Source organism: Paraburkholderia sp. DHOC27 (assembly GCF_003429005.1).
Classification (GTDB): domain Bacteria; phylum Pseudomonadota; class Gammaproteobacteria; order Burkholderiales; family Burkholderiaceae; genus Paraburkholderia.
Genome location: NZ_QVQV01000016.1, coordinates 1 through 23,971, shown reverse-complemented (window position 1 = coordinate 23,971; position 23,971 = coordinate 1). Strand labels below are relative to the sequence as shown.

The following is a 23,971-nucleotide window of genomic DNA, read 5'->3' as shown; positions in this document are numbered from 1 at the left end:
GCACTTGTTCAGGAACACGATGATGTACGGAACGCCAACCTGACGCGCCAGCAGGATGTGCTCACGCGTTTGCGGCATCGGGCCGTCAGCGGCCGAGCACACCAGGATCGCGCCGTCCATCTGCGCTGCGCCCGTGATCATGTTCTTCACATAGTCAGCGTGGCCCGGGCAGTCGACGTGTGCATAGTGGCGATTCGCCGTTTCGTACTCGACGTGCGCGGTGTTGATCGTGATGCCGCGCGCCTTTTCTTCCGGCGCTGCGTCGATCTGGTCATACGCCTTCGCTTCGCCGCCAAACTTCTGCGTCAGAACCGTCGTGATCGCTGCCGTCAGCGTGGTCTTGCCGTGGTCAACGTGACCGATCGTGCCGACGTTCACGTGCGGCTTGGTCCGTTCGAATTTACCTTTAGCCATGTTTCTCTTCTTTCAAAAAGTTAATCGTTGAATGACTTGCCGCGCGCTTACTTCGACTTCGCGTTGATGATCGCTTCCGACACATTGCGCGGTGCTTCTGCGTAATGCTTGAACTCCATCGTGTACGTTGCACGACCTTGGGTCAGCGAACGCAGCGACGTCGAGTAGCCGAACATTTCCGACAGCGGCACTTCGGCGCGGACGATCTTGCCGCCACCCACCATGTCGTCCATGCCCTGGACGATGCCGCGACGACCCGACAGATCGCCCATCACGTTGCCCATGTAATCTTCCGGCGTTTCGACTTCAACTGCCATCATCGGTTCGAGGATGACCGGTTGAGCCTTGCGCATTGCTTCCTTGAACGCCATCGAACCGGCCATGCGGAACGCATTTTCGTTCGAGTCAACGTCGTGGTACGAACCGAAAGTCAGGTGAACCTTCACGTCAACGACCGGGAAGCCTGCCAGCACGCCCGACTTCAGCGTTTCCTGGATACCCTTGTCCACTGCCGGAATGTATTCACGCGGAATCACGCCGCCCTTGATCTCGTCGAGGAACTCGTAACCCTTACCCTGCTCGTTCGGCTCGAGCGTGATGACCGCGTGGCCATACTGACCGCGACCGCCCGACTGCTTGACGAACTTGCCGTCAACGTCTTCCGCCTTGCCACGAATCGTTTCGCGGTAAGCCACTTGCGGCTTGCCAACCGTTGCTTCCACGCCGAATTCGCGCTTCATACGGTCAACCAGAATTTCGAGGTGGAGCTCGCCCATGCCCGAAATAATAGTTTGACCCGATTCTTCGTCCGTTTGCACGCGGAACGACGGATCTTCCTGAGCCAGACGGTTCAGGGCGAGACCCATCTTTTCCTGGTCCGGCTTCGTCTTCGGCTCAACGGCCTGCGAAATCACCGGCTCCGGGAAAATCATGCGTTCCAGCACGATCGGGCTTTGCGGATCGCACAGCGTATCACCCGTCGTTGCGTCTTTCAGGCCGACTGCAGCAGCGATGTCACCGGCGCGCACTTCCTTGATTTCTTCGCGCTGGTTCGCGTGCATCTGCAGAATACGACCCAGACGTTCCTTCTTGTCCTTGGTCGCGTTCAGCACCGTGTCACCCGAATTCACGACACCCGAATACACACGGAAGAAGATCAGCTGGCCGACGAACGGGTCGGTCATGATCTTGAATGCCAGTGCCGAGAACTTTTCGTCGTCAGCAGCGCGGCGTTCGCCCTTCTCACCGTTTTCGAGTTCGCCCGTAACCGGCGGAATGTCGATCGGCGACGGCAGGAAGTCGAGCACGGCGTCCAGCATCCGTTGCACGCCCTTGTTCTTGAACGCGGTGCCGCACAGCATCGGCTGGATTTCGCAAGCGATCGTACGGTCGCGCAGACCCTTGATGATTTCCTCTTCGGAGAGCTCGCCCTCTTCCAGGTACTTGTTCATCAATTCTTCGCTCGACTCAGCCGCGGCTTCGATCATCTTTTCGCGCCATTCATTGCACGAATCAACGAGTTCTGCCGGAATTTCTTCGTACGAGAACTTGGTGCCCTGGGACGCTTCGTCCCAAATGATCGCCTTCATCTTCATCAGATCGACGACACCCGTGAAGTTCTCTTCAGCGCCGATAGGCACCACGACAGGAACCGGGTTCGCCTTCAGACGCAGCTTGAGCTGGTCGTAGACCTTGAAGAAGTTCGCGCCGGTACGGTCCATCTTGTTGATGAACGCGAGACGGGGAACCTTGTACTTGTTAGCCTGGCGCCACACCGTTTCCGACTGCGGCTGCACGCCGCCCACTGCGCAGTACACCATGCACGCGCCGTCAAGCACGCGCATCGAGCGCTCAACTTCAATCGTGAAGTCGACGTGACCCGGGGTGTCGATGATGTTGATGCGGTGCTCAGCGCGATCGCCTGCCATGCCCTTCCAGAAGGCCGTAGTCGCAGCGGACGTGATGGTAATACCACGTTCCTGCTCCTGCTCCATCCAGTCCATGGTGGCGGCGCCGTCGTGAACTTCACCAATCTTGTGGTTCACGCCGGTGTAAAACAGAATGCGCTCGGTCGTCGTCGTTTTGCCGGCGTCGATGTGAGCGCTAATACCGATATTGCGGTAGCGCTCGATAGGTGTCTTGCGAGCCACTTTGATCCTCTATGGGGATAACGCGATGCGAGAAATACCCATCGCGCCGTAACACAAACGGGCGAGGCGCCTGATAAGCGCACCCGCCCGGAATATCTTCCGATTTTGCAGCCAACCCGGGTCGGGAAGCTTAGAAACGGAAATGCGAGAACGCCTTGTTGGCTTCTGCCATCCGGTGAACTTCGTCGCGCTTCTTCATCGCGCCGCCACGGCCTTCAGCCGCTTCGGAGAGTTCACCTGCCAGACGCAGGGCCATCGACTTCTCGCTGCGCTTTTTCGCAGCCTCACGCAACCAACGCATCGCCAATGCCATACGACGCGACGGACGCACTTCGACCGGAACCTGATAGTTCGCACCACCAACGCGACGGCTCTTCACTTCGACCACCGGCTTCACGTTGTTGAGCGCTACCGTGAACACTTCCAGCGGGTCCTTGCCACCCTTGGTCTGGATCTGTTCAAAAGCGCCGTACACGATACGCTCGGCAACTGACTTCTTGCCGGAGAGCATCAGCACGTTCATGAACTTGGCTACATCTACGTTACCGAACTTCGGATCCGGCAACACTTCCCGCTTGGGGACTTCGCGACGACGCGGCATGTTTCTTCCTTTAACTTTTTCAGTTGGAGCTAGATCTAGCCCCGCGGCCACCAACTAACCCGATTCATCTCTTACGACTTACCAGCCTGGTCGGGTGACCACTTACTCGACAGCACCGGTGATTCCGGCACCACCGCTAATACGCCTTTTCAGGCGACCTGAACCTACTGACCGGCTGATTACTTGCCAGCCTTGGCGCGCTTCGCACCGTACTTCGAACGAGCTTGCTTACGATCCTTGACGCCCTGGGTATCCAGCGAGCCACGAACCATGTGGTAACGCACACCCGGCAAGTCCTTCACACGACCGCCGCGAATCAGCACGACCGAGTGTTCCTGCAGGTTGTGGCCTTCACCACCGATGTACGAAATGACTTCGAAGCCGTTCGTCAGGCGCACCTTGGCGACCTTACGAAGTGCCGAGTTCGGCTTCTTCGGCGTCGTGGTGTACACACGGGTGCACACGCCGCGACGCTGGGGGCAGTCCTGCAAAGCCGGGCTCTTGCTCTTCACTGTTTCCGAAGCGCGGCCTTTGCGAACCAGTTGATTGATGGTTGGCATTGTTTATTCCTGAAATTGAACAAAATCGACGCATATCTTTCTGGGCAAAGCAGAAACGATTGCGCATCGAACTTCCGGAGCGGTTGGCCGCTGCCTGAGTTGACTAGCGAGTCGACCCAGCGAACGACATTCCAAGAACCGGAACCTAGCATAATATTCCGAAAAGGCTAAGCGCGTCAATAGCTTGCACTGGCCGAAGCCCCCGCCTTATCCCCATTTGCCCCATTTGCCTAGTCGGCGCTGACGACTTCGAGGAGTTCCCACCCAAACCGGTCGAGCTTTCGCGTTCCCATGCCCGGAATGTGACGCAGATCTTCGATCGAGCCCGGCCCGTTGCGGGCAATCTCCGCCAAGGTGGCGTCGTGGAAAATCACATACGCCGGCACACCGTCGCTCTTGGCGGTTTCGGTGCGCCAGGCGCGCAGGCGCTCCCAGCGAGCCCGCTCACGCGGCCCCATGCCAATGGTCGGATCGGCGCGTTCAGTCGTGCGGCCCGAAGACTGGCGCGTGCGGGTCGGTTTTACGTAGCGCCGCATGGTGACGCTTTGCTCGCCTTTGAGCACAGGCTTGCTCGTCTCGGTGAGCACGAGGGAACCGAAACCTTCGTGATCGACGGTCAGATAACCAAAAGCAACCAGTTGACGGAAAATTGCGCGCCATTCGGGTTCGCCGAGCGTCGCGCCGATCCCGAAGGTGGTGAGCTTTTCATGGCCACGCTGCAGGATCTTCTCGCTGCGATTGCCGCGCAAGATGTCGATCAAGTGGCCCGCGCCGAAGTGAAACCCGCTCGCCCGCTGTGCACGGAATACGCATGACAGCGCCATCTGCGCCTCGCGCGTCGCCTCCCAGGTGTCGGGCGGCTCGAGGCAGGTATCGCAATTCCCGCACGGCTGGCTGGTTTCACCAAAGTAGTTCAGCAGACGCACGCGGCGGCAGGTCGCGGCCTCGCACAAGCCGAGCAGCGCGTCGAGCTTGCCCGTTTGCACGCGCTTGTGCGCATCGTCGGCGTCCGACTCGTCGATCATCTTGCGCTGCTGCACGACGTCGCCGAGCCCGTACGCCATCCAGGCGTTCGCCGGCATGCCGTCGCGTCCGGCACGGCCGGTTTCCTGGTAGTAGCCTTCGACGCTCTTCGGCAAATCGAGGTGGGCCACAAAACGAACATCCGGCTTGTCGATGCCCATGCCGAACGCAATGGTCGCGCACATCACCACGCCTTCCTCGCGCTGAAACATCTCCTGATGCTTCTGGCGGATTTCGAACTCCATACCTGCGTGGTAAGGCAGCGCCCGCATGCCCTTCTCTTTTAACCACTCCGCAGTCTCTTCGACCTTTCGGCGCGACAGGCAATACACCACGCCGGCGTCCGTCGTGCCGTCCGGACGCGTGTGTTCGGCACGAATGAAGTCGAGCAACTGGGTACGCGCATTGTCCTTCTCGACAATGCGGTAGCGGATATTCGGGCGATCGAAACTGGATACGAAAACGCGCGCGTCATCCAGCGCCAGCCGGTGAATGATTTCGTCACGGGTGATGGCGTCCGCGGTCGCGGTCAGCGCAATGCGCGGCACGTTCGGGAAACGCTCGTGCAGCACCGACAACTGGATATATTCGGGCCGGAAGTCGTGCCCCCATTGCGACACGCAGTGCGCTTCGTCAATGGCAAACAAACCGATACGGGTGCGTTCGAGCAATTCCTGAAACCGGTTGGTCATCAACCGCTCAGGCGCCACGTAGAGAAGGTCAATCTCACCTTCACGCAGCGCCCGCTCGGTGGCCGCTGCTTCGGGTCCGGACAAGGTCGAATTCAGATACGCCGCACGCACACCCACTTCCTTCAGCGCGGCGACCTGGTCCTGCATCAGTGCAATAAGCGGTGACACGACAATGCCAGCGCCGAGACCCGCTTCCCGTCGCACCAGCGATGGAATCTGATAGCACAGCGATTTGCCGCCGCCCGTGGGCATGAGTACGAGGCAATCGCCGCCTCCAGCTACGTGTTCGACAATTTCGCCTTGCTGCCCTCGGAACGCGGGATAACCGAATACTTCGTTAAGGATTTCGAGCGGACGGGACATGAATTTCAGAGGAGCAGCGTAATGCCGGTGACACGAATTTTACCAATGCATCAGCCGCGACCACTCGAATAAGTGCGCATTTAGCCGAACGGCCTAGATACCGCGCTCTCTGCGGCCTGCCGCGCCCGTGCCATCACCCAACAATCACCAGAACTGGTTGCCGAGCTGGAAGTAGACCTCGTGCACACCTGCGGGCGCTGCGGCGACGCCCAGATATAGCGGCCCCAGCGATGTGGTCATGCCGAGAAATACGCTCGCACTGGATCGCCAGGGTCCTCTGCCGAATCCCTTTGACGTGCTCCAGACATTGCCCGCCTCGAGACTGGTGCCGATAAATAGGTCCCGCATGGGCCCTGATTCAAGGTGCTTGAGCTGGCCCAGATACGTGACGCGCCCATACAGCACGTAGTTGCCGCTGAATTGCTGCGGCGCGTACGCGGCCAGGTGCTGGAATCCGCCCAGCGTGAAGTTATACGGTCCGTCGTCGCTGAGGTGGCCGAACTGCCCGCCGGCCTCCAGCGCCACATTTACGCTATGTACCCCGTAGCTCGTTGCCCACAACGAACGAATCTGTGCCGTGTTGTATTTGCCTTCTGACTGATCCAGCGCCATCTCCGCGTACCCGTCCACGAAGTAACCGTGCCGCGGAAACACCACTTGATCCAGTTGGTCGACTTTCGCCTCGACGCGGATGACCGTTTGAGTGGTCGAAAACGAGGGCAACGCAAAAGTCCCGATATCAGAAGTATTGGTCGGGTCTACAAACAGCGACGAGGTCGATGCGACGTTTGAGGTATGCACCTGCGCCGCCTCCGCTCGCACCTCTCCAAGCTTCCCCAGCGGCATCCCGATCGCGACCCCGGCGCGCAACTCCTGCTGCCGGTAAATCGCAACAGGTTGCGCGTCAACGTCAGCGTCGTCGTTATAGACGTTGGCCTGACTGCGTTTGATCGATGCATAAGGGCCAATGTATATCCCGTCCAGAGAGAAGAGCGGCTGACGTAATTCGGTGCGCCAGTACAGGTCGCGACTGCCGAGCACGATGTCGTTACGCCATGACAGCCCGCTTTGAGTGAGCCAGGGGCGGCGATGGCCGATCCGCAAAGTGAAGTCGCCATCGCCACTGAAGTTGCTCGATAGTCCAAGGCCGAACAGCAGGAAGTTGGGTCCCCAACTCTTTGAGTCAGCCTCCACTTTCAAAACGCGATCGCCCAGCGGCCCGGTGAAAGTCTGCGACACACTCTGGAAATCGTCTGAATTGTCCAGCGACTGGAGATCCCGGCCGATTACCGCGGCATCGTACGCGTCACCCGGTCGGGTATGCAGGGCCTGCGCGACCCGCGCCGCAGGGACGGGGCCGACGGTCGTGACTTCAACGCGATCGACGTGAGTATCGGGCGGCAGGAAAGCCTGTTCATTGCGATTGGCCAGCCATGTTGCGTAGATTTCCGGCGGAACTGACAACGCGGCGAATTGGGTCGAATCGCGCTCGACGGCGCCCGCGCCGGCGGCGATCCCCTTGTTTGCTCCCGCGAAGTCCGTGAACGACAGATCTCCGAGATCCGGTTCGAGCAAAATGTCCGACGGGCGCAAGGAGGCCTTTTGTATGCGCACGTTCTGACCGATGAGCATGCCGACCATCTGCTGCGTGACGCCCGCCATCGACGTGAGTTCGCCCGCACGTCTGAGCGGCGTGCCGATATTGACCGCAATCACGATATCGGCCCCCATCTCTCGGGCGATATCAACCGGCAGGTTGCGCACCACACCGCCATCCACGAGAGTACGGCCATCGAGCGGAACTGGCGCGAATAAACCAGGGACTGCCATGCTCGCCCGAATTGCGAGCGGTAGCGAGCCACGTCTCAGCACCACCATCTGACCTGTTTCAAGGTCCGTGGCTACTGCGCGAAACGGGACGGGCAAGTTGTCGAAATCGACGTCCCCCGGCAAGCGGCTCGTGTTGGCTTGCAACAGGGCAAGCAATTGTTTGCCATATACGAGTCCGGTTGCCGTCTTGATCCGGCCGTCGCCGAAACCAAGCGGCAAGCCAAGCGGATAGCGCATCTCATCGCTTCGAACCGCCTCCGGCTTCTCGTGGCGCGCGCTTCGGTCGAAAGCGACGTCCGTGAGATCGATCCCAGCGAGCGCAGCTTCAATCTCGGTGGCGCGCATACCACTCGCATACAGCCCGCCAATGACCGCACCCATGCTCGTACCTGCGATGCAATCGATCGGCACATGCAGACGTTCCAGTTCCTTGAGTACACCGATGTGCGCGTATCCCCGCGCACCGCCGCCCGACAGCACGAGGCAGATCCTGGGCCGCGTAGTGCTGGAGGCAGGCTGATGGCCCTCGAATGCCGGCGGCACACTGGTGCTCGCGTACGCAACGGATATTCCGAGGATCATGGCGAACGCAATCCGCATGATCCATTTGCAAATCACGCTACCGCCCCGTCAGTTCGCTCACGATGGCAACATAACGTTGCATCGCAATGTCGCGGGACGTGCCGCGCAGTTGCGTCCACGCGTCGTACTTGGCGCGCGCAACGATCTGCGTCAGCGGCGGGCGCTCGCCGGCGGCATCTCCGGAGCGGCTCTGCTTGTAAAGCGCATAGAGTCGCAATGCGTCGCTGTTCGAGGGGCGCGCGGCTAGCCTAGTGGCATCCTTGACAGCCTTCTCGAACGCGTCGTTGAGCGCTGCGCTTTCAGGCGAAGCTTTATCCAACGTCTCGTTCTGCAACACGTCCGGGCGCACCGCACCACCAACCGGAAGCTCGCTTCCGGTGTTGGCTGCCGGTTGATGTGCGGCTGCCGCAGCACGCCAGAAGGCATCCTCCGTGGCAGGCTCATCTGGTCGGTAGGTAACCGCCTGAATCCGCTGGTCGCCAAACATGAAGGCGAGCGTGCCCGTGACCGACAGGCTTTGCCCGGCAGCCGTCGCTCTCGATCTAACAGGCAGGGTGGCCGTATCGTCGAGAAACTCGGGTGTACCCGCGGCCGCGGCGGCGAACGTGCCGTCCGACCAGCTCATGAAACAGGAGAAAAGCTCGATGAGGGCGTTTCGATCCGGATAGACACGGGCGAGCGGGTTCTCACCTCGTTGGTCCCAACGGACTGTCCATGAAAACAGCGCGAACAGATCCTCGTACCGCTGCTCGCGCAGCGCCTCGATGTAACGCTCGACGAGTGCTCTCGCTTCTTCCGGCGTACAGCGTGCAACCGGTGCGACCGCAGTCTTCGCGGTTGGCGTGGCGCCGATGAACGCCAGCAGGCTGTTCGCAACCTGCTCGCGATCGTTGTCGATACAAATCAAGTGGTAACTGTTCTCGAGCACGACGACACGAGCGTCGGGCACAGCGCGCTCGATGAACTCGGCGGACTTCAGACTCGTCAACTCGTCTTCACGTGAATGCAGAACGAGCACAGGGCAGCGTATCTGCGACGCTTCCTGCAAAACGATGGCACGCAGGCGGTCCACTTCGCGAATGCAGGTAAGCGGCACCCAGCGGTAATGAAAATTGTCGCCGCGCTCAACCTTCGCCTTGACGATGTTGCGCACCAATGCGTTTTTAATGCCGTAAGGCTCGCCTTCCTCAACTTTCATGCGCGCGGGCAGCAACGGCACGTAGTACAGCAAATGGCGCGCCGCGCGATACCAGGGCGTGCTCCAGCCGTCGAGAAAGACCGGCGGCGCCAGCGTCACGAGCCGCCCCTTGGTGTGTCGTTCGCGGGCACACAGGATTGCGGCAAGCAACGCGCCCATGCACATGCCGACCACGTGAACCTGGTCGTATTGGTCCACGAGCTCGCGGTATTTTTGCGTGACCGCGTCAATCCAGTGTTCAGCGCGCACATCGTTCAACGCATCCGGTGAAACGCCATGCCCGGGCAACGTCAACGAATGCGTTTCGATGCCGCAACGCTGCAAGCGCTTGTGCATCGACCCGAGGTCGAACTGCGTTCCACCGAGACCATGAATCAGTAAAGCTGCCATGCCTGTACTCATGGCTCGCCTCACTGCTCAGCAACGCGGCGCCAGACGCCGGCAACCAGTGCGACGCTTCCGTCTGAATCAGGCAAGGCCGAGCCAACGTCGGTCAGGCTGATCCATCGCCCTTCCCTGTTGGGATCGGCTAAGCGGAAGTGCAACGGATCAAGGAGCGCCCCGGCAGCGGGAACGTCACTCGCCCAGTGTTGGCGTAGACGATCGCGATCGAGAGGATGGACGAGCGCGAGCGCTTGATCGACCGTCGAAAGGCGGCTGGCCGTATTCCCTACGACACGCTCCAGATCGCCGGTCCATTCGAACGCGGCTGTATGCGGGTCGATGCAATACGTGACAAGTCCGCCGCCCGCCAGCGCAAGTTCCAGACGGACACGGGCCCGCTCCGCTTGCACGAGCGCACGCCCGCGTTCGAATTGAAGTGCGTGTACTGTCAGTACCAGGATGGCGCTCACGCCTAGATACAGTTGCGCCTGAAACAGATACTCGCTCGGGCTCACGGCGAGTGATGCGAATGGCCCTGCTCCATGAGATGTCTGCGCAAGGCAAATCAGCGCGAGACTCAACACGGCCACCGTGCCGCCCCGCGCTCCGTACACGATCGCAACGATCACCACGCAGAACATGGGCAAATACAGAAGACACGCGCCGACAAATGCTCCGAGGCTCTCGCTCGCGCTTTCGCTAAACAGCCAGAGAGACAGGCCGATCAAACCCACGAAGGCCAACCCACCGGTGGCCGTGTCTGCCAGGTTGCGGTCGACCGAGCGAGCCGTTCGGAACTGTGCCCAGACGATCAGCAATGGCGTCGTGATGCAAATGCCCACGAAGATTGCCGCGCCCCAGTGACCCATGGGCTGCAGGAACGGCGTATGTTTGACGAACGCAAAATAGGCCGCGCCGCCCCCGCCGAGAATTACGGAACTGATGAGCGCAGCCAGAACTACGCTTCGTATGAGATGCATTCCCTCGAGCTGAGCTCCGGCCAGCCTCACCGTCCATGCGGCCACGATGGGACCAACGCCAGCGAGCGCACCAAGCACAACGGAAGCGACGAGGTCGCGCCCGCCAAGATGCGACAGGACGATTTGGCCCAGCGAGAAGATAAGTGCAAGCGACGCCCACGACGCGGGCGCGCATAGCAGCATGGCTGCGAGGCTCACGCCCGCGGGGAACCAGACGGACGGGGCGAGAGCAAGACTGGGGACGTTGAACTGCCCTGAGACCGCGCCAGCGGCAACATACAGGACGAGCCACAGCGAGGCGTCTGCGAGACGCAACTTTCGAGTTTTGGAGTTCATTCGGCCACTGCAGCGGAGCGAATGCGGCAGCCTGGCAAGCTGACGCACTTCGGATTGTCAAAATCCGGTGCGCGTCGTTGTATGTCTGCCTGCACGCCCGGAGAGCCGAGCCAAATGCTAAATAGCTATGCCGAGAGGAAGTACCAGAGGAATCCGAAGCAACGCGCGGAAACGTCCTCAAGTGCTGGGAGGAAAACTCAGTCTTGTGGGGAGACGGCCGGCGCGATGGTCCGGTGTCGCTGAGGTCAAGGCGAACAGCCGCGCAACAATGGCGCGTCGACTTCAATGCGAAAAAAAAGCCGCCCAGTCGAAACTGGGCGGCTTTGCGAGCGGGTGATTTGAAGCGGCTTGCGCCGCCCGAACTTACTCGTTGGAGTGTTGCTGTTCAGCAGCCGGGGTTTCCGGCGTACCGAATTCGAACGACTCTTCCGCTGCGATCTGATCGAAACGCTCGCGGTCGGACAGTTCCTTGCTCTTGCGTGCCTTGTGGAACGCGAGACCCGTACCGGCCGGAATCAGACGGCCGACGATCACGTTTTCCTTCAGACCACGCAGGTCGTCGCGCTTGCCCATAATCGCCGCTTCGGTCAACACGCGGGTCGTTTCCTGGAACGATGCCGCAGAGATGAACGAGTCGGTCGACAGCGACGCCTTCGTGATACCGAGCAACACGTTTTCGTACGTTGCCGGACGCTTGTCTTCCGCGATCATACGGTCGTTCTCGTCGAGCATATCCGACCGCTCGACCTGTTCGCCCGGGATGAAACGCGTATCGCCGTTGTCCGTAATCTGCACACGGCGCAGCATCTGACGAACAATCACTTCAATGTGCTTGTCGTTGATCTTCACGCCTTGCAGACGGTACACGTCCTGCACTTCGTCCACGATGTAACGCGACAGCGCTTCGACGCCCTGCAGACGCAGGATGTCGTGCGGATCCGCCGGCCCGTCCACGATCATTTCGCCCTTGTTGACGACCTGACCATCGTGTACCAGAACCTGCTTTTCCTTCGCGATCAGGAACTCGTGCTGGTTGCCCTCGAGGTCCGTGATAACGAGACGCTGCTTGCCCTTCGTGTCCTTACCAAACGACGTCGTACCCGTGACTTCCGCCAGGATACCTGCGTCCTTCGGCGAACGTGCTTCGAACAGTTCCGCCACACGCGGCAGACCGCCGGTAATGTCACGCGTCTTCTGCGATTCAGTCGGGATACGTGCGAGCACCTCACCCACCTGCACCTGCTGACCGTCCTTCACGGTGATCAGAGCGCCGACCTGGAAGCCGATCTGCACCGAGTGCTCGGTGTTCGGGATCTTGACTTCTTCGCCGCTCGCGTCGAGCAGTTTGACCTGCGGACGCACCGTCTTCGAAGCCTGCGAACCACGGCGCTTCACGTCGATCACGACCAGCGTTGAGAGACCCGTCACATCGTCGATCTGCTTGGCAACCGTCACGCCTTCTTCGACGTTTTCGAACTTCACCGTACCACCGTACTCGGTGATGATCGGACGCGTCATCGGATCCCACGTGGCCAGTTGCGTGCCGGCCTTGATCTGCGCGCCGTCCAGTTGCAACAGCGTCGCGCCGTATGGCACCTTGTGACGTTCACGCTCACGACCGTGGTCGTCGGTGATCATTGCTTCGCCCGAACGCGAGATGACGATCTGCTCGCCCTTCGCATTCGTCACGTAACGCATCGTCGACGTGAAACGGACCGTACCGTTCGACTTGGCTTCAACCGACGAAGCCACTGCCGCACGCGATGCCGCGCCACCGATGTGGAACGTACGCATCGTAAGCTGCGTGCCCGGCTCACCGATCGACTGTGCAGCGATCACGCCCACTGCTTCGCCAACGTTGACCGACGAGCCGCGGCCCAGGTCGCGGCCGTAGCAGGCTGCGCACAGACCGTAACGCGTTTCGCAGGTGAGCGGCGTACGCACGCGCACTTCGTCGATGCCGAGGCGTTCGATTTCTTCGACCGCGTCTTCGTCGAGCAACGTGCCTGCTTCGTACAGCGTTTCCTGCGATTCCGGATTGACGACGTCCGCCACCGCCACACGACCGAGGATACGGTCACGCAGCGCTTCGACGACTTCACCGCCTTCGACCAACGCCTTCATGGCGACGCCGTTCGACGTACCGCAATCGTCTTCGACCACCACCAGATCCTGCGTCACGTCAACGAGACGACGCGTCAGGTAACCCGAGTTTGCCGTCTTCAGTGCCGTATCAGCCAGACCCTTACGTGCACCGTGGGTCGAGATGAAGTACTGCAACACGTTCAGGCCTTCGCGGAAGTTCGCCGTAATCGGCGTCTCGATGATCGAGCCGTCCGGCTTCGCCATCAGGCCACGCATACCGGCCAGCTGACGAATCTGAACTGCGGAACCACGCGCGCCCGAGTCGGCCATCATGTAGATGGAGTTGAACGACTCTTGACGCGTTTCGTTGCCGTCGCGATCGACCACCGGCTCCGTCGAGAGCTGTTCCATCATCGCCTTGCCGACCGCTTCCGACGTTGCCGACCAGATGTCGACCACGTTGTTGTAGCGCTCTTGCGAAGTGACGAGACCCGACATGTACTGACGGTCGTATTCCTTCACCTTCTTCGCGGCGTCGCCGACGATGGTTTCCTTCTGCGGCGGCACGAGCATGTCGTCCACGCAGATCGAGATACCAGCGCGCGTTGCCAGACGGAAGCCCGACTGCATCAACTGGTCGGCGAAAATCACCGTTTCACGCAGACCGCACTTGCGGAACGCGGTGTTGATGAGGCGCGAGATTTCCTTCTTCTTCAGCGGTTTGTTCAGCACCGAGAACGGCAGGCCCGGCGGCAGGATTTCCGACAGGATTGCACGGCCCACGGTCGTTGCGTACAGCGTGATCTTCGGCACGAACGCCGGCGCGCCTTCCGACTTGTCTTCGTTGTGGACCATTTCCGTGATCCGCACGTTGACGCGCGAGGCCAGCTCGACTTCCTTGTTCTCGTATGCACGCAGCGCTTCCGAGACGCCCGTGAACGTCAGGCCTTCGCCCTTGCCGTTCACTGCTTCACGGGTCGCGTAGTACAGACCGAGCACGATATCCTGCGACGGCACGATCGACGGATCGCCGTTGGCCGGGAACAGGACGTTGTTCGACGCTAGCATCAACGTACGCGCTTCCATCTGCGCTTCGAGCGACAGCGGCACGTGCACAGCCATCTGGTCACCGTCGAAGTCGGCGTTGAACGCCGCGCAAACGAGCGGGTGCAGTTGGATTGCCTTACCTTCGATCAGCACCGGCTCGAACGCCTGAATGCCAAGACGGTGCAGCGTCGGCGCACGGTTCAACATGACCGGATGTTCGCGGATCACCTCTTCGAGGATGTCCCACACCACCGGCGTCTGGTTCTCGACTTCCTTCTTCGCAGCCTTGATGGTGGTAGCGACACCCATCACTTCGAGCTTGTTGAAGATGAACGGCTTGAACAGTTCGAGCGCCATCAGCTTCGGCAGACCGCACTGATGCAGCTTGAGCGTCGGGCCGACCACGATCACCGAACGGCCCGAGTAGTCGACGCGCTTACCGAGCAAGTTCTGACGGAAACGACCGCCCTTACCCTTGATCATGTCAGCGAGCGACTTCAGCGGACGCTTGTTCGCGCCGGTCATGGCCTTACCACGACGACCGTTATCCAGCAGCGAGTCGACGGCTTCCTGCAGCATCCGCTTTTCGTTGCGGACGATGATCTCAGGCGCCTTCAGTTCGAGCAGACGCTTCAACCGGTTGTTACGGTTGATCACGCGGCGATACAGGTCGTTCAGGTCCGACGTCGCGAAACGGCCACCGTCCAGCGGCACCAGCGGACGCAGTTCCGGCGGCAGCACCGGCAGCACTTCGAGCACCATCCAGTCAGGCTTGATGCCCGAACGCTGGAAAGCCTCGAGCACCTTCAGGCGCTTCGCGTACTTCTTGATCTTCGCTTCCGAACCCGTGTTCTTGAGTTCGGTACGGAGCATCTCGACCTGTTCGTCGATGTTGATCGCGCGCAGCAGTTCGCGCACGCCTTCCGCGCCCATCTCGGCGCGGAATTCGTCACCGTACTCTTCGACCTTGTTGTAGTAATCCTCTTCGGTCATGATCTGCCGCGCTTTCAGCGGCGTCATGCCCGGATCGATCACCACATATGCTTCGAAGTACAGCACGCGTTCGATGTCGCGCAGCGTCATGTCGAGCACCATGCCCAGACGCGACGGCAGCGACTTCAGGAACCAGATGTGCGCGACCGGCGAGGCCAGTTCGATGTGGCCCATCCGTTCACGACGCACCTTCGCCAGCGTGACTTCAACGCCGCACTTTTCGCAGATCACACCACGGTGCTTCAGGCGCTTGTACTTGCCGCACAGGCATTCGTAGTCCTTGATCGGCCCGAAAATCTTCGCGCAGAACAGACCATCACGTTCCGGCTTGAACGTCCGGTAGTTGATGGTTTCCGGCTTCTTCACTTCACCGAACGACCACGAACGGATCTTGTCCGGCGAGGCCAGACCGATCTTGATTGCGTCAAAAACTTCTTCTTGTTGGACTTGCTTGAATAGATCGAGCAGAGCTTTCATTGCCTTCTCTCCGTAGTCCGATTAGTTGCGGTCGAGGTCGATATCAATACCGAGCGAGCGGATTTCCTTCACCAACACGTTGAAGGATTCCGGCATGCCTGCATCGATCACGTGATCGCCCTTGACCAGGTTCTCATAGACCTTGGTCCGGCCAGTCACGTCGTCCGACTTCACCGTCAGCATTTCCTGCAGCACGTACGATGCGCCGTACGCTTCGAGCGCCCACACTTCCATCTCACCGAAACGCTGGCCACCAAACTGCGCCTTACCGCCCAACGGCTGCTGCGTCACGAGCGAGTACGGGCCCGTGGAACGCGCGTGCATCTTGTCGTCGACCAAGTGGTGCAGTTTCAGGTAGTGCATGTAGCCGACCGTGACCGTACGCTCGAACATCTCGCCCGTGCGGCCGTCGTACAGGCGAACCTGGTTCTTCGACGGCGTCATGCCGAGGTTCTTCGCGATGTCGTCCGGGAACGCCAGATCCAGCGCGCGCGACATTTCTTCTTCCGTCGCACCGTCGAACACCGGCGTAGCAAACGGAACGCCTTCGCGCAGGTTCTTCGCCAGTTCGACGATCTCGTCGTCCGTGAAGCTTTCCAGCTCTTCAGCGCGGCCCGACTCGTTGTAGATCTTGGTCAGGAATTCGCGCAGTTCTTCGATCTTCGCCTGACGCTGCAGCATTTCGCCGATACGCCAGCCGAGACCCTTCGCGGCCCAACCCAGATGCACTTCGAGAACCTGACCCACGTTCATCCGCGACGGCACGCCGAGCGGATTCAGCACGACGTCAGCCGGACGGCCATCGGCCATGTACGGCATGTCTTCGATCGGAACGATCTTCGACACCACACCCTTGTTACCGTGACGGCCGGCCATCTTGTCGCCAGGCTGCAGGCGGCGCTTGACTGCCAGATACACCTTGACCATCTTCAGCACGCCCGGCGGCAGTTCGTCGCCTTGCGTGAGCTTCTTGCGCTTCTCTTCGAACGCCAGGTCGAACTGGTGACGCTTCTGTTCGATCGAGTCCTTGATGGCTTCGAGCTGTGCCGCTGCTTCTTCGTCCGCGAGGCGGATGTCGAACCAGTGGTAGTGATCCAGATCTTGCAGGTAAGCCTGATCGATCTTGGTGCCCTTCGCCAGCTTCTTCGGGCCACCGTTCGCGACCTTGCCGTCGAGCATACGTGCGAGACGCTGGAACGCGTCGCCTTCCACGATACGCAACTGGTCGTTCAGGTCGAGGCGATAGCGCTTCAGTTCATCGTCGATGATCTGTTGCGCACGCTTGTCGCGCTGGATGCCTTCACGCGTGAACACTTGCACGTCGATGACCGTGCCGCTCATGCCCGACGGCACGCGCAGCGACGTATCCTTCACGTCCGAAGCCTTCTCACCGAAGATCGCGCGCAGCAGCTTTTCTTCCGGCGTCAGCTGGGTTTCGCCCTTCGGCGTGACCTTGCCGACCAGCACGTCGCCTGCTTCGACTTCAGCGCCGATGTAGACGATGCCCGACTCGTCGAGACGGCCGAGTTGCACTTCAGCCAGGTTCGAGATGTCGCGCGTGATTTCTTCCGGTCCGAGCTTCGTGTCGCGAGCCACGACGTTCAGTTCTTCGATATGGATCGAGGTGTAGCGGTCATCAGCAACCACCTTTTCCGAGATCAAGATCGAGTCTTCGAAGTTGTAGCCGTTCCACGGCATGAACGCGACCAGCATGTTCTGGCCGAGAGCCAGTTCGCCGAGGTCGGTCGATGCGCCGTCAGCCAGCACGTCGCCACGCGACACGATGTCGCCGACCTTCACGATCGGGCGCTGGTTGATGTTCGTGTTCTGGTTCGAACGCGTGTACTTGATCAGGTTGTAGATGTCCACGCCGACGTCGCCAGCAGCGGCTTCGTCGTCATTCACGCGAATCACCATACGGCCTGCGTCGACGTAATCCACCACGCCGCCACGGAATGCCTGAACCGTCGTACCCGAGTCGACTGCCACCGTACGTTCGATGCCGGTACCGACCACGGCCTTTTCAGGACGCAGACACGGCACAGCCTGACGCTGCATGTTCGAACCCATCAATGCGCGGTTCGCGTCATCGTGCTCGAGGAACGGAATCAGCGAAGCAGCCACGGAGACGATCTGCGACGGCGCCACGTCCATGTACTGGATGCGGTCCGGCGTAACCATCAGCGTTTCGCCTGCTTCACGCGACGACACCAGTTCGTCGGTCAGCGAGCCGTCAGCAGCCACCGCCGCGTTCGCCTGAGCGATCACGTAACGGCCTTCTTCAATTGCCGACAGATAGTCGATCTGATCCGTGACCTTGCTGTCCACGACCTTGCGATACGGCGTTTCGAGGAAGCCGTATTCGTTCAGGTGCGCGTACAGAGCGAGCGAGTTGATCAGGCCGATGTTCGGACCTTCCGGCGTTTCAATCGGGCACACACGGCCATAGTGGGTCGGGTGCACGTCGCGGACTTCAAAGCCAGCGCGCTCTCGCGTCAGACCGCCCGGGCCAAGAGCCGAAACACGGCGCTTGTGGGTGATTTCCGACAGCGGGTTGGTCTGGTCCATAAACTGCGACAACTGCGACGAACCGAAGAACTCGCGAATCGCCGAGGAAATCGGCTTCGAGTTGATCAGGTCGTGCGGCATCAGGTTTTCGCTTTCAGCCTGCCCCAGACGTTCCTTCACGGCACGTTCGACACGCACGAGACCGGCACGGAACTGGTTTTCAGCGAGTTCGCCGACGCAACGCACGCGACGATTGCCCAAGTGGTCGATGTCGTCCACTTCGCCCTTGCCGTTACGCAGCTCGACCAGGATCTTGATCGTGGCGAGGATGTCGTCGTCTTGCAGCGTCATCGGTCCGATGATCTCGTCGCGACCCACGCGACGATTGAACTTCATACGACCTACCTTGGACAGGTCGTATGCGTCTTCGCTGTAGAACAGACGGTTGAACAGCGCCTCGACCGCTTCTTCGGTCGGCGGTTCGCCCGGGCGCATCATGCGGTAGATTGCGATGCGCGCGGCCATCTTGTCCGCGGTTTCGTCGATACGCAGCGTCGACGAGATGTACGGACCTTGATCCAGATCGTTCGTGTAGAGCGTCTGGATGTCCTTGATCTTCGCTTCGCGCAGCTTCTCGAGAACGGTTTCGGTGATTTCGTCGTTCGCGTTAGCGATGACTTCACCGGTATCGCCGTCAACGACGTTCTTTGCCAGCACGCGGCCGAGCAAATAGTCTTCCGGAACCGAGATGAACTTGGTCTTCGCGTTTTCGAGGTCGCGAATGTGCTTGGCGTTGATCCGCTTGTCCTTCTGGACGATCACGTTGCCGTCACGGTCCGAAATGTCGAAGCGTGCGACTTCACCACGCAGACGCTCCGGCACGAATTCCATCTGCGCGCCTTCCGGCATCAGCGTGAAATTGTCGAACACGAAGAAGTTTGCGAGGATCTGTTCCGGCGTCAGGCCGATGGCCTTGAGCAGGATCGTGACCGGCATCTTGCGGCGGCGGTCGACGCGGAAATACAGCACGTCCTTCGGATCGAATTCGAAGTCGAGCCACGAACCACGGTAGGGGATGATACGTGCCGAGAACAGCAGCTTGCCCGAGCTATGCGTCTTGCCCTTGTCGTGTTCGAAGAACACGCCAGGCGAGCGGTGCAACTGCGAAACGATCACACGTTCCGTACCGTTGATGACGAACGAACCCGTCGGCGTCATGAGCGGAATTTCGCCCATGTACACTTCCTGTTCCTTGACTTCCTTGACGACCGGCTTGCTCGGCGATTCCTTGTCGAGCAGCACCAGGCGCACTTTCGCGCGCAGTGCCGAGCAGTACGTCAAACCGCGCTGCTGACATTCCTTGATGTTGAATGCCGGCGGCGAGAGCATGTAGCTAACGAACTCGAGACGCGCGAAACCGTTGTGAGAAACGATGGGGAAAACGGACGTAAACGCCGCTTGCAGGCCTTCCGGCTTGCGTTGCGTCGAAGACGTGTCGGCTTGCAGAAACGTGCTGAATGATTCAAGCTGGGTAGCCAGCAGGAAAGGTACTTGGTGAACGATGGGGCGTTTCGCGAAACTCTTGCGAATACGCTTCTTCTCGGTGAAGGAATATTGCATACGATCTCCGAATCACGGCGGGCATTGTTGTCGAGGCAGGATACCTTGATGAGACAACCCGAGTGTTCACCGACTGAGACCCGATGGCCGTCCGATGGCTTGAACGAGCCTAGAAGCTTGGTGGTTGGCCTCTACCAACCGCTGGCTGACGGCAGCGGATGCCTATGTTGCCCGCTACCCGACCAAACTTGCCTTCTGCAGTCGCTTCAGAAGACAAAGAGAAGCGCCAGTCAATGTTGCCGATAGGCGATTTTCTTTGGCTTCTGGGACTACGTTTTTGCTGATACGGACCTGCAAAAACGTAGCGCCCACAAAGCACAAAAAGGCCGGCGGTGCAAAACCGCCAGCCTTCGCACAGCGCGCTGAAACTTACTTGATTTCAGCTTTCGCGCCGGCTTCTTCCAGCTTCTTCTTGGCTTCTTCAGCAGCAGCCTTCGGTACCGCTTCCTTAACAGGCTTCGGTGCACCGTCGACCAGGTCCTTCGCTTCCTTCAGGCCGAGACCCGTCAGTTCACGAACAGCCTTAATAACCGAAACCTTGTTCGCGCCGACTTCCGTCAGGTTGACCGTGAATTCGGTTTGCTCTTCAGCTGCAGCAGCGCCGCCGCCTGCGCCTGCCGGGCCTGCCACTGCGACTGCAGCTGCCGACACGCCAAACTTTTCTTCGAACGCCTTAACCAGCTCGTTCAGTTCCAGAACCGACATCGAGCTTACCGCTTCGAGGATGTCTTCTTTTGCGATTGCCATTTGAAATACTCCTAAATTGAATTCGGATACAGCCAGCGATCAATCACGCTCGGCTGAAGTGCGTTACGCAGCGGTTTCTTCGCCTTGCTTCTTTTCAGCCAGCGCGGCCAGAGCGCGCGCGAAGCCAGAAACAGGTGCTTGCATAACGTACAACAGCTTGGAGAGCAGTTCTTCGCGGCTCGGGATGTTTGCCAGCGCTTGCACGCCAGCCTTGTCCATCACCTTGCCTTCGTAGGAACCGGCCTTGATGATCAACTTGTCATTGGTTTTGCCGAAGTCGTTGACGACCTTGGCAGCAGCAATTGCATCTTCCGAGATGCCGTAGATCAGAGGACCAGTCATCTGCTCTGCCAGCGGAGCAAACGGGGTACCTTCGACAGCGCGACGCGCCAGCGTGTTTTTCAACACACGAAGGTAAACCTGTTGCTCACGCGCTTTCGCGCGCAGCTTGGTCAGATCGCCAACCGCGATTCCACGATACTCAGCAAGAACGACGGTCTGGGCTTTCGCGACTTGCGCGGCAACCTCAGCGACGACGGCCTGCTTGCTTTCTTTATTGAGTGGCACGGTTAACCTCCAGATTCGATGTACGCGGCGTGCGCCTTGTACATCGCGTTCAACAACGGCGTCCGACCAGTCAGGAGTATTTCGACCGCCCGTTGACCACATTGCTGCGGACAACCAACGGTTTCATCACTACAAAACCTTTTCGGGTTCGCCATCTGCGTTGGCTTGACATTAAGGGGCCGCCTACCTGCTGCTTTCCCGCCAACGGTCTTTGACAACCGGCCGCCCAATGCAAACTGCTATCCGGCGACCGCCCAAAGCCCTTAAAACCGCCTCGACTCACATCGAGACGATGAATTTTCTTACTGTGCTGCGATCGTTGCTTGATCGACGCGGACACCCACGCCCATCGTGCTCGACAGCGCAACCTTACGCAGGTACACACCCTTGCTCGTTGCCGGCTTCGCCTTTTGCAGCGCGTCGACCAGAGCGTTCAGGTTGCTGCGCAGAGCCGTCGGCTCAAACGAAGCGCGGCCGATGGTGGCGTGAATGATACCGGCCTTGTCGACACGGAATTGCACCTGACCAGCCTTGGCGTTCTTCACAGCCGTTGCGACGTCCGGCGTCACGGTGCCGACCTTCGGGTTCGGCATCAGGCCGCGCGGGCCGAGGATCTGACCGAGCGTACCGACAACGCGCATCGTGTCCGGCGACGCGATCACGATGTCGAAGTTCAGGTTGCCTGCCTTGACTTGTTCAGCCAGGTCTTCCATACCGACGATTTCGGCGCCAGCTGCACGAGCCTGCTCGGCCTTTTCGCCTTGAGCAAACACGGCAACGCGGACCGACTTACCGGTACCAGCCGGCAGCACGACCGAGCCACGAACCACTTGGTCCGACTTCTTCGCATCAATGCCGAGTTGGACGGAAACGTCGATCGATTCGTCGAACTTGGCGCTTGCGCACTCTTTCACGAGCGACAGCGCTTCGTCGATCGCGTACAACTTCTGGCGATCAACCTTGTTTGCAAATGCTTGCAGACGCTTCGAAAGCTTAGCCATTTACACGCCCTCCACGGTGATGCCCATCGAGCGGGCGCTACCAGCGATCGTACGGACCGCTGCATCCAGGTCAGCTGCCGTCAGATCGGGCATCTTGGCCTTGGCGATGTCTTCAGCTTGAGCGCGGGTGATCTTGCCGACCTTGTCGGTGTGCGGCTTGGCCGAACCCTTGTCGATCTTCGCTGCCTTCTTGATCAGGACCGTAGCCGGCGGCGTCTTCAGAACAAACGTGAAGCTCTTGTCCGCGAAGGCGGTGATCACGACCGGAATCGGCAGACCCGGTTCCATTGCTTGAGTCTGCGCGTTAAACGCCTTGCAGAACTCCATGATATTCAGACCGCGCTGACCCAGAGCCGGACCGACCGGGGGCGACGGGTTGGCTTTACCTGCAGGAATCTGCAGCTTGATAAAGCCGATGATTTTCTTTGCCATTTTGAAAACCTCGTTGGAACACCGATCAAACAGACTTGGTGTTCAGTGAGTAGTAGCGCGCGTTCGCCGATAGGCTACTGGCGCTCCTCAACGGTCATTACGCGGACCGTAAGCGCGAAACGCGGAACGCACTGAGTGGCGCGTCCCGCAAAAATCTGATTTACAACTTCTCGACCTGACCGAATTCGAGTTCGACCGGTGTCGCACGCCCAAAGATGGTGACAGACACCCGGACGCGCGATTTTTCGTAATTCACTTCTTCGACGCTACCGTTGAAGTCCGTGAACGGACCATCCTTCACGCGAACCATTTCGCCGACTTCGAACAGGGTCTTCGGGCGCGGTTTCTCAACGCCTTCCTGCATCTGCGACATGATCTTTTCGACTTCCCGCGGGGAGATCGGGCTCGGGCGATTGCGCGCGCCGCCCACGAAACCCGTCACCTTGGCCGTGTTCTTCACGAGGTGCCACGTCTCGTCAGTCATTTCCATTTCCACCAGCACGTAGCCGGGGAAGAAACGACGCTCGGTCACCGACTTGTGACCGCCTTTAACTTCCACCACTTCTTCAGTCGGCACCAGGATCTGGCCAAACTGGTCTTGCATGCCAGCACGTTCGATGCGCTCCTGAAGCGCACGTTGCACGCTCTTCTCCATGCCGGAGTAGGCGTGCACGACGTACCAACGTTTTCCACTCGGGGATGCCGGAGTATCGCTCATATCATTTCCAACCCAGAATCGCCGAGAAAATCGCCCATTCAATGGATTTGTCGCAAATCCACAGAAATACCGCCATGATGAACACAAACGCGAACACCACGAGAGTTGTTTGCGTCGCCTCTTTACGAGTCGGCCACACAACCTTGCGGACTTCCTTGTACGAGTCCTTGGCGAATGCGATGAAACCCTTACCGGGCGCGGAGAGAAGTCCGACTGCGACACCCGCGATGACGCCAACAGCCAAGGCAGCTCCGCGGACGTACCATTCCTGGCTACCGAGCCAGAAGAACCCCACGAACCCGGCCAAGACCAGCAATACGCCCGCCGCGACCATCAGCTTGTCGCCGGAAGTATTTACAGTTTCGACGGAAGGATTCGCCATAACACCTTAACGAGCGCCACATACGGCGCGAGAGTTGGCAGGGGCAGAGGGAATCGAACCCCCAACCTTCGGTTTTGGAGACCGACGCTCTGCCAGTTGAGCTATACCCCTAAACCATTTTGGGGTTGACGACATCGCCAACCCCGAAACTTCTAATCAACGAGCACTGGCTGGCTTACTCGAGGATCTTTGCAACGACACCGGCGCCGACAGTACGGCCACCTTCACGGATGGCGAAGCGCAGACCTTCTTCCATCGCGATCGGGTTGATCAGCTTCACC

Annotated in this window: 16 protein-coding genes, 1 tRNA gene and 1 pseudogene; all 18 read right to left on the bottom strand. The window is 59.6% G+C overall.

Going from position 1 to position 23,971, the window contains the following annotated elements:
- Positions 1-414: GTP-binding protein (locus D0B32_RS32100; protein ID WP_117338511.1), on the bottom strand; the 414-nt coding region annotated here is incomplete at its 3' end.
- A gap of 47 nt (positions 415-461) precedes the next feature.
- On the bottom strand, positions 462-2,564 hold the full coding sequence (fusA, locus tag D0B32_RS32095) for an elongation factor G (protein WP_117338509.1): 2,103 nt from the start codon (positions 2,562-2,564) through the stop codon (positions 462-464).
- Positions 2,565-2,694: 130 nt separating this feature from the next.
- The gene (rpsG, locus tag D0B32_RS32090) at positions 2,695-3,165 is read right to left on the bottom strand and encodes a 30S ribosomal protein S7 (protein WP_006053291.1); all 471 of its coding nucleotides are present in this window, start codon (positions 3,163-3,165) and stop codon (positions 2,695-2,697) included.
- A 179-nt stretch (positions 3,166-3,344) separates the two neighbouring features.
- Entirely contained in the window at positions 3,345-3,725 is a 381-nt protein-coding gene (gene rpsL / locus D0B32_RS32085) for a 30S ribosomal protein S12 (RefSeq protein WP_035935550.1), read from the bottom strand.
- 230 nt (positions 3,726-3,955) lie between these two features.
- Positions 3,956-5,803, bottom strand: a complete 1,848-nt coding sequence (gene recQ / locus D0B32_RS32075; RefSeq protein WP_117338507.1) for a DNA helicase RecQ — start codon at positions 5,801-5,803, stop codon at positions 3,956-3,958.
- A gap of 144 nt (positions 5,804-5,947) precedes the next feature.
- Positions 5,948-8,233, bottom strand: coding sequence for a patatin-like phospholipase family protein (locus D0B32_RS32070; RefSeq protein ID WP_259295234.1), 2,286 nt, complete (start codon positions 8,231-8,233; stop codon positions 5,948-5,950).
- 19 nt (positions 8,234-8,252) lie between these two features.
- Entirely contained in the window at positions 8,253-9,803 is a 1,551-nt protein-coding gene (locus D0B32_RS32065; RefSeq protein ID WP_259295233.1) for an acyl-CoA-binding protein, read from the bottom strand.
- Positions 9,804-9,823: 20 nt separating this feature from the next.
- Positions 9,824-11,113 carry an MASE1 domain-containing protein gene (locus tag D0B32_RS32060; protein ID WP_117338503.1) on the bottom strand — a complete coding sequence of 430 codons (1,290 nt, stop codon included), beginning with the start codon at positions 11,111-11,113 and terminating at the stop codon, positions 9,824-9,826.
- Positions 11,114-11,476: 363 nt separating this feature from the next.
- The gene (gene rpoC / locus D0B32_RS32055; RefSeq protein WP_117338501.1) at positions 11,477-15,715 is read right to left on the bottom strand and encodes a DNA-directed RNA polymerase subunit beta'; all 4,239 of its coding nucleotides are present in this window, start codon (positions 15,713-15,715) and stop codon (positions 11,477-11,479) included.
- A gap of 21 nt (positions 15,716-15,736) precedes the next feature.
- Positions 15,737-19,843 (bottom strand): DNA-directed RNA polymerase subunit beta, encoded by a 4,107-nt coding sequence (gene rpoB / locus D0B32_RS32050; protein WP_117338499.1) that lies wholly within the window; start codon positions 19,841-19,843, stop codon positions 15,737-15,739.
- Positions 19,844-20,212: 369 nt separating this feature from the next.
- A complete protein-coding gene (gene rplL, locus D0B32_RS32045; protein WP_117338497.1) occupies positions 20,213-20,590 on the bottom strand; it encodes a 50S ribosomal protein L7/L12 in 378 nt (125 codons plus the stop codon).
- Between the two features lie 63 nt (positions 20,591-20,653).
- Positions 20,654-21,157, bottom strand: coding sequence for a 50S ribosomal protein L10 (gene rplJ, locus D0B32_RS32040; RefSeq protein ID WP_007180144.1), 504 nt, complete (start codon positions 21,155-21,157; stop codon positions 20,654-20,656).
- A 302-nt stretch (positions 21,158-21,459) separates the two neighbouring features.
- A complete protein-coding gene (gene rplA, locus D0B32_RS32035; RefSeq protein WP_117338495.1) occupies positions 21,460-22,158 on the bottom strand; it encodes a 50S ribosomal protein L1 in 699 nt (232 codons plus the stop codon).
- A complete protein-coding gene (rplK, locus tag D0B32_RS32030) occupies positions 22,159-22,590 on the bottom strand; it encodes a 50S ribosomal protein L11 (protein WP_074262715.1) in 432 nt (143 codons plus the stop codon).
- 160 nt (positions 22,591-22,750) lie between these two features.
- Positions 22,751-23,308 carry a transcription termination/antitermination protein NusG gene (gene nusG / locus D0B32_RS32025; protein WP_007180147.1) on the bottom strand — a complete coding sequence of 186 codons (558 nt, stop codon included), beginning with the start codon at positions 23,306-23,308 and terminating at the stop codon, positions 22,751-22,753.
- A gap of 1 nt (position 23,309) precedes the next feature.
- Positions 23,310-23,690 (bottom strand): preprotein translocase subunit SecE, encoded by a 381-nt coding sequence (secE, locus tag D0B32_RS32020; protein WP_074262716.1) that lies wholly within the window; start codon positions 23,688-23,690, stop codon positions 23,310-23,312.
- A gap of 35 nt (positions 23,691-23,725) precedes the next feature.
- Positions 23,726-23,801, bottom strand: a tRNA-Trp gene (locus D0B32_RS32015).
- Between the two features lie 64 nt (positions 23,802-23,865).
- Positions 23,866-23,971 (bottom strand): annotated as a pseudogene (locus D0B32_RS32010) (elongation factor Tu); the annotation flags it as partial.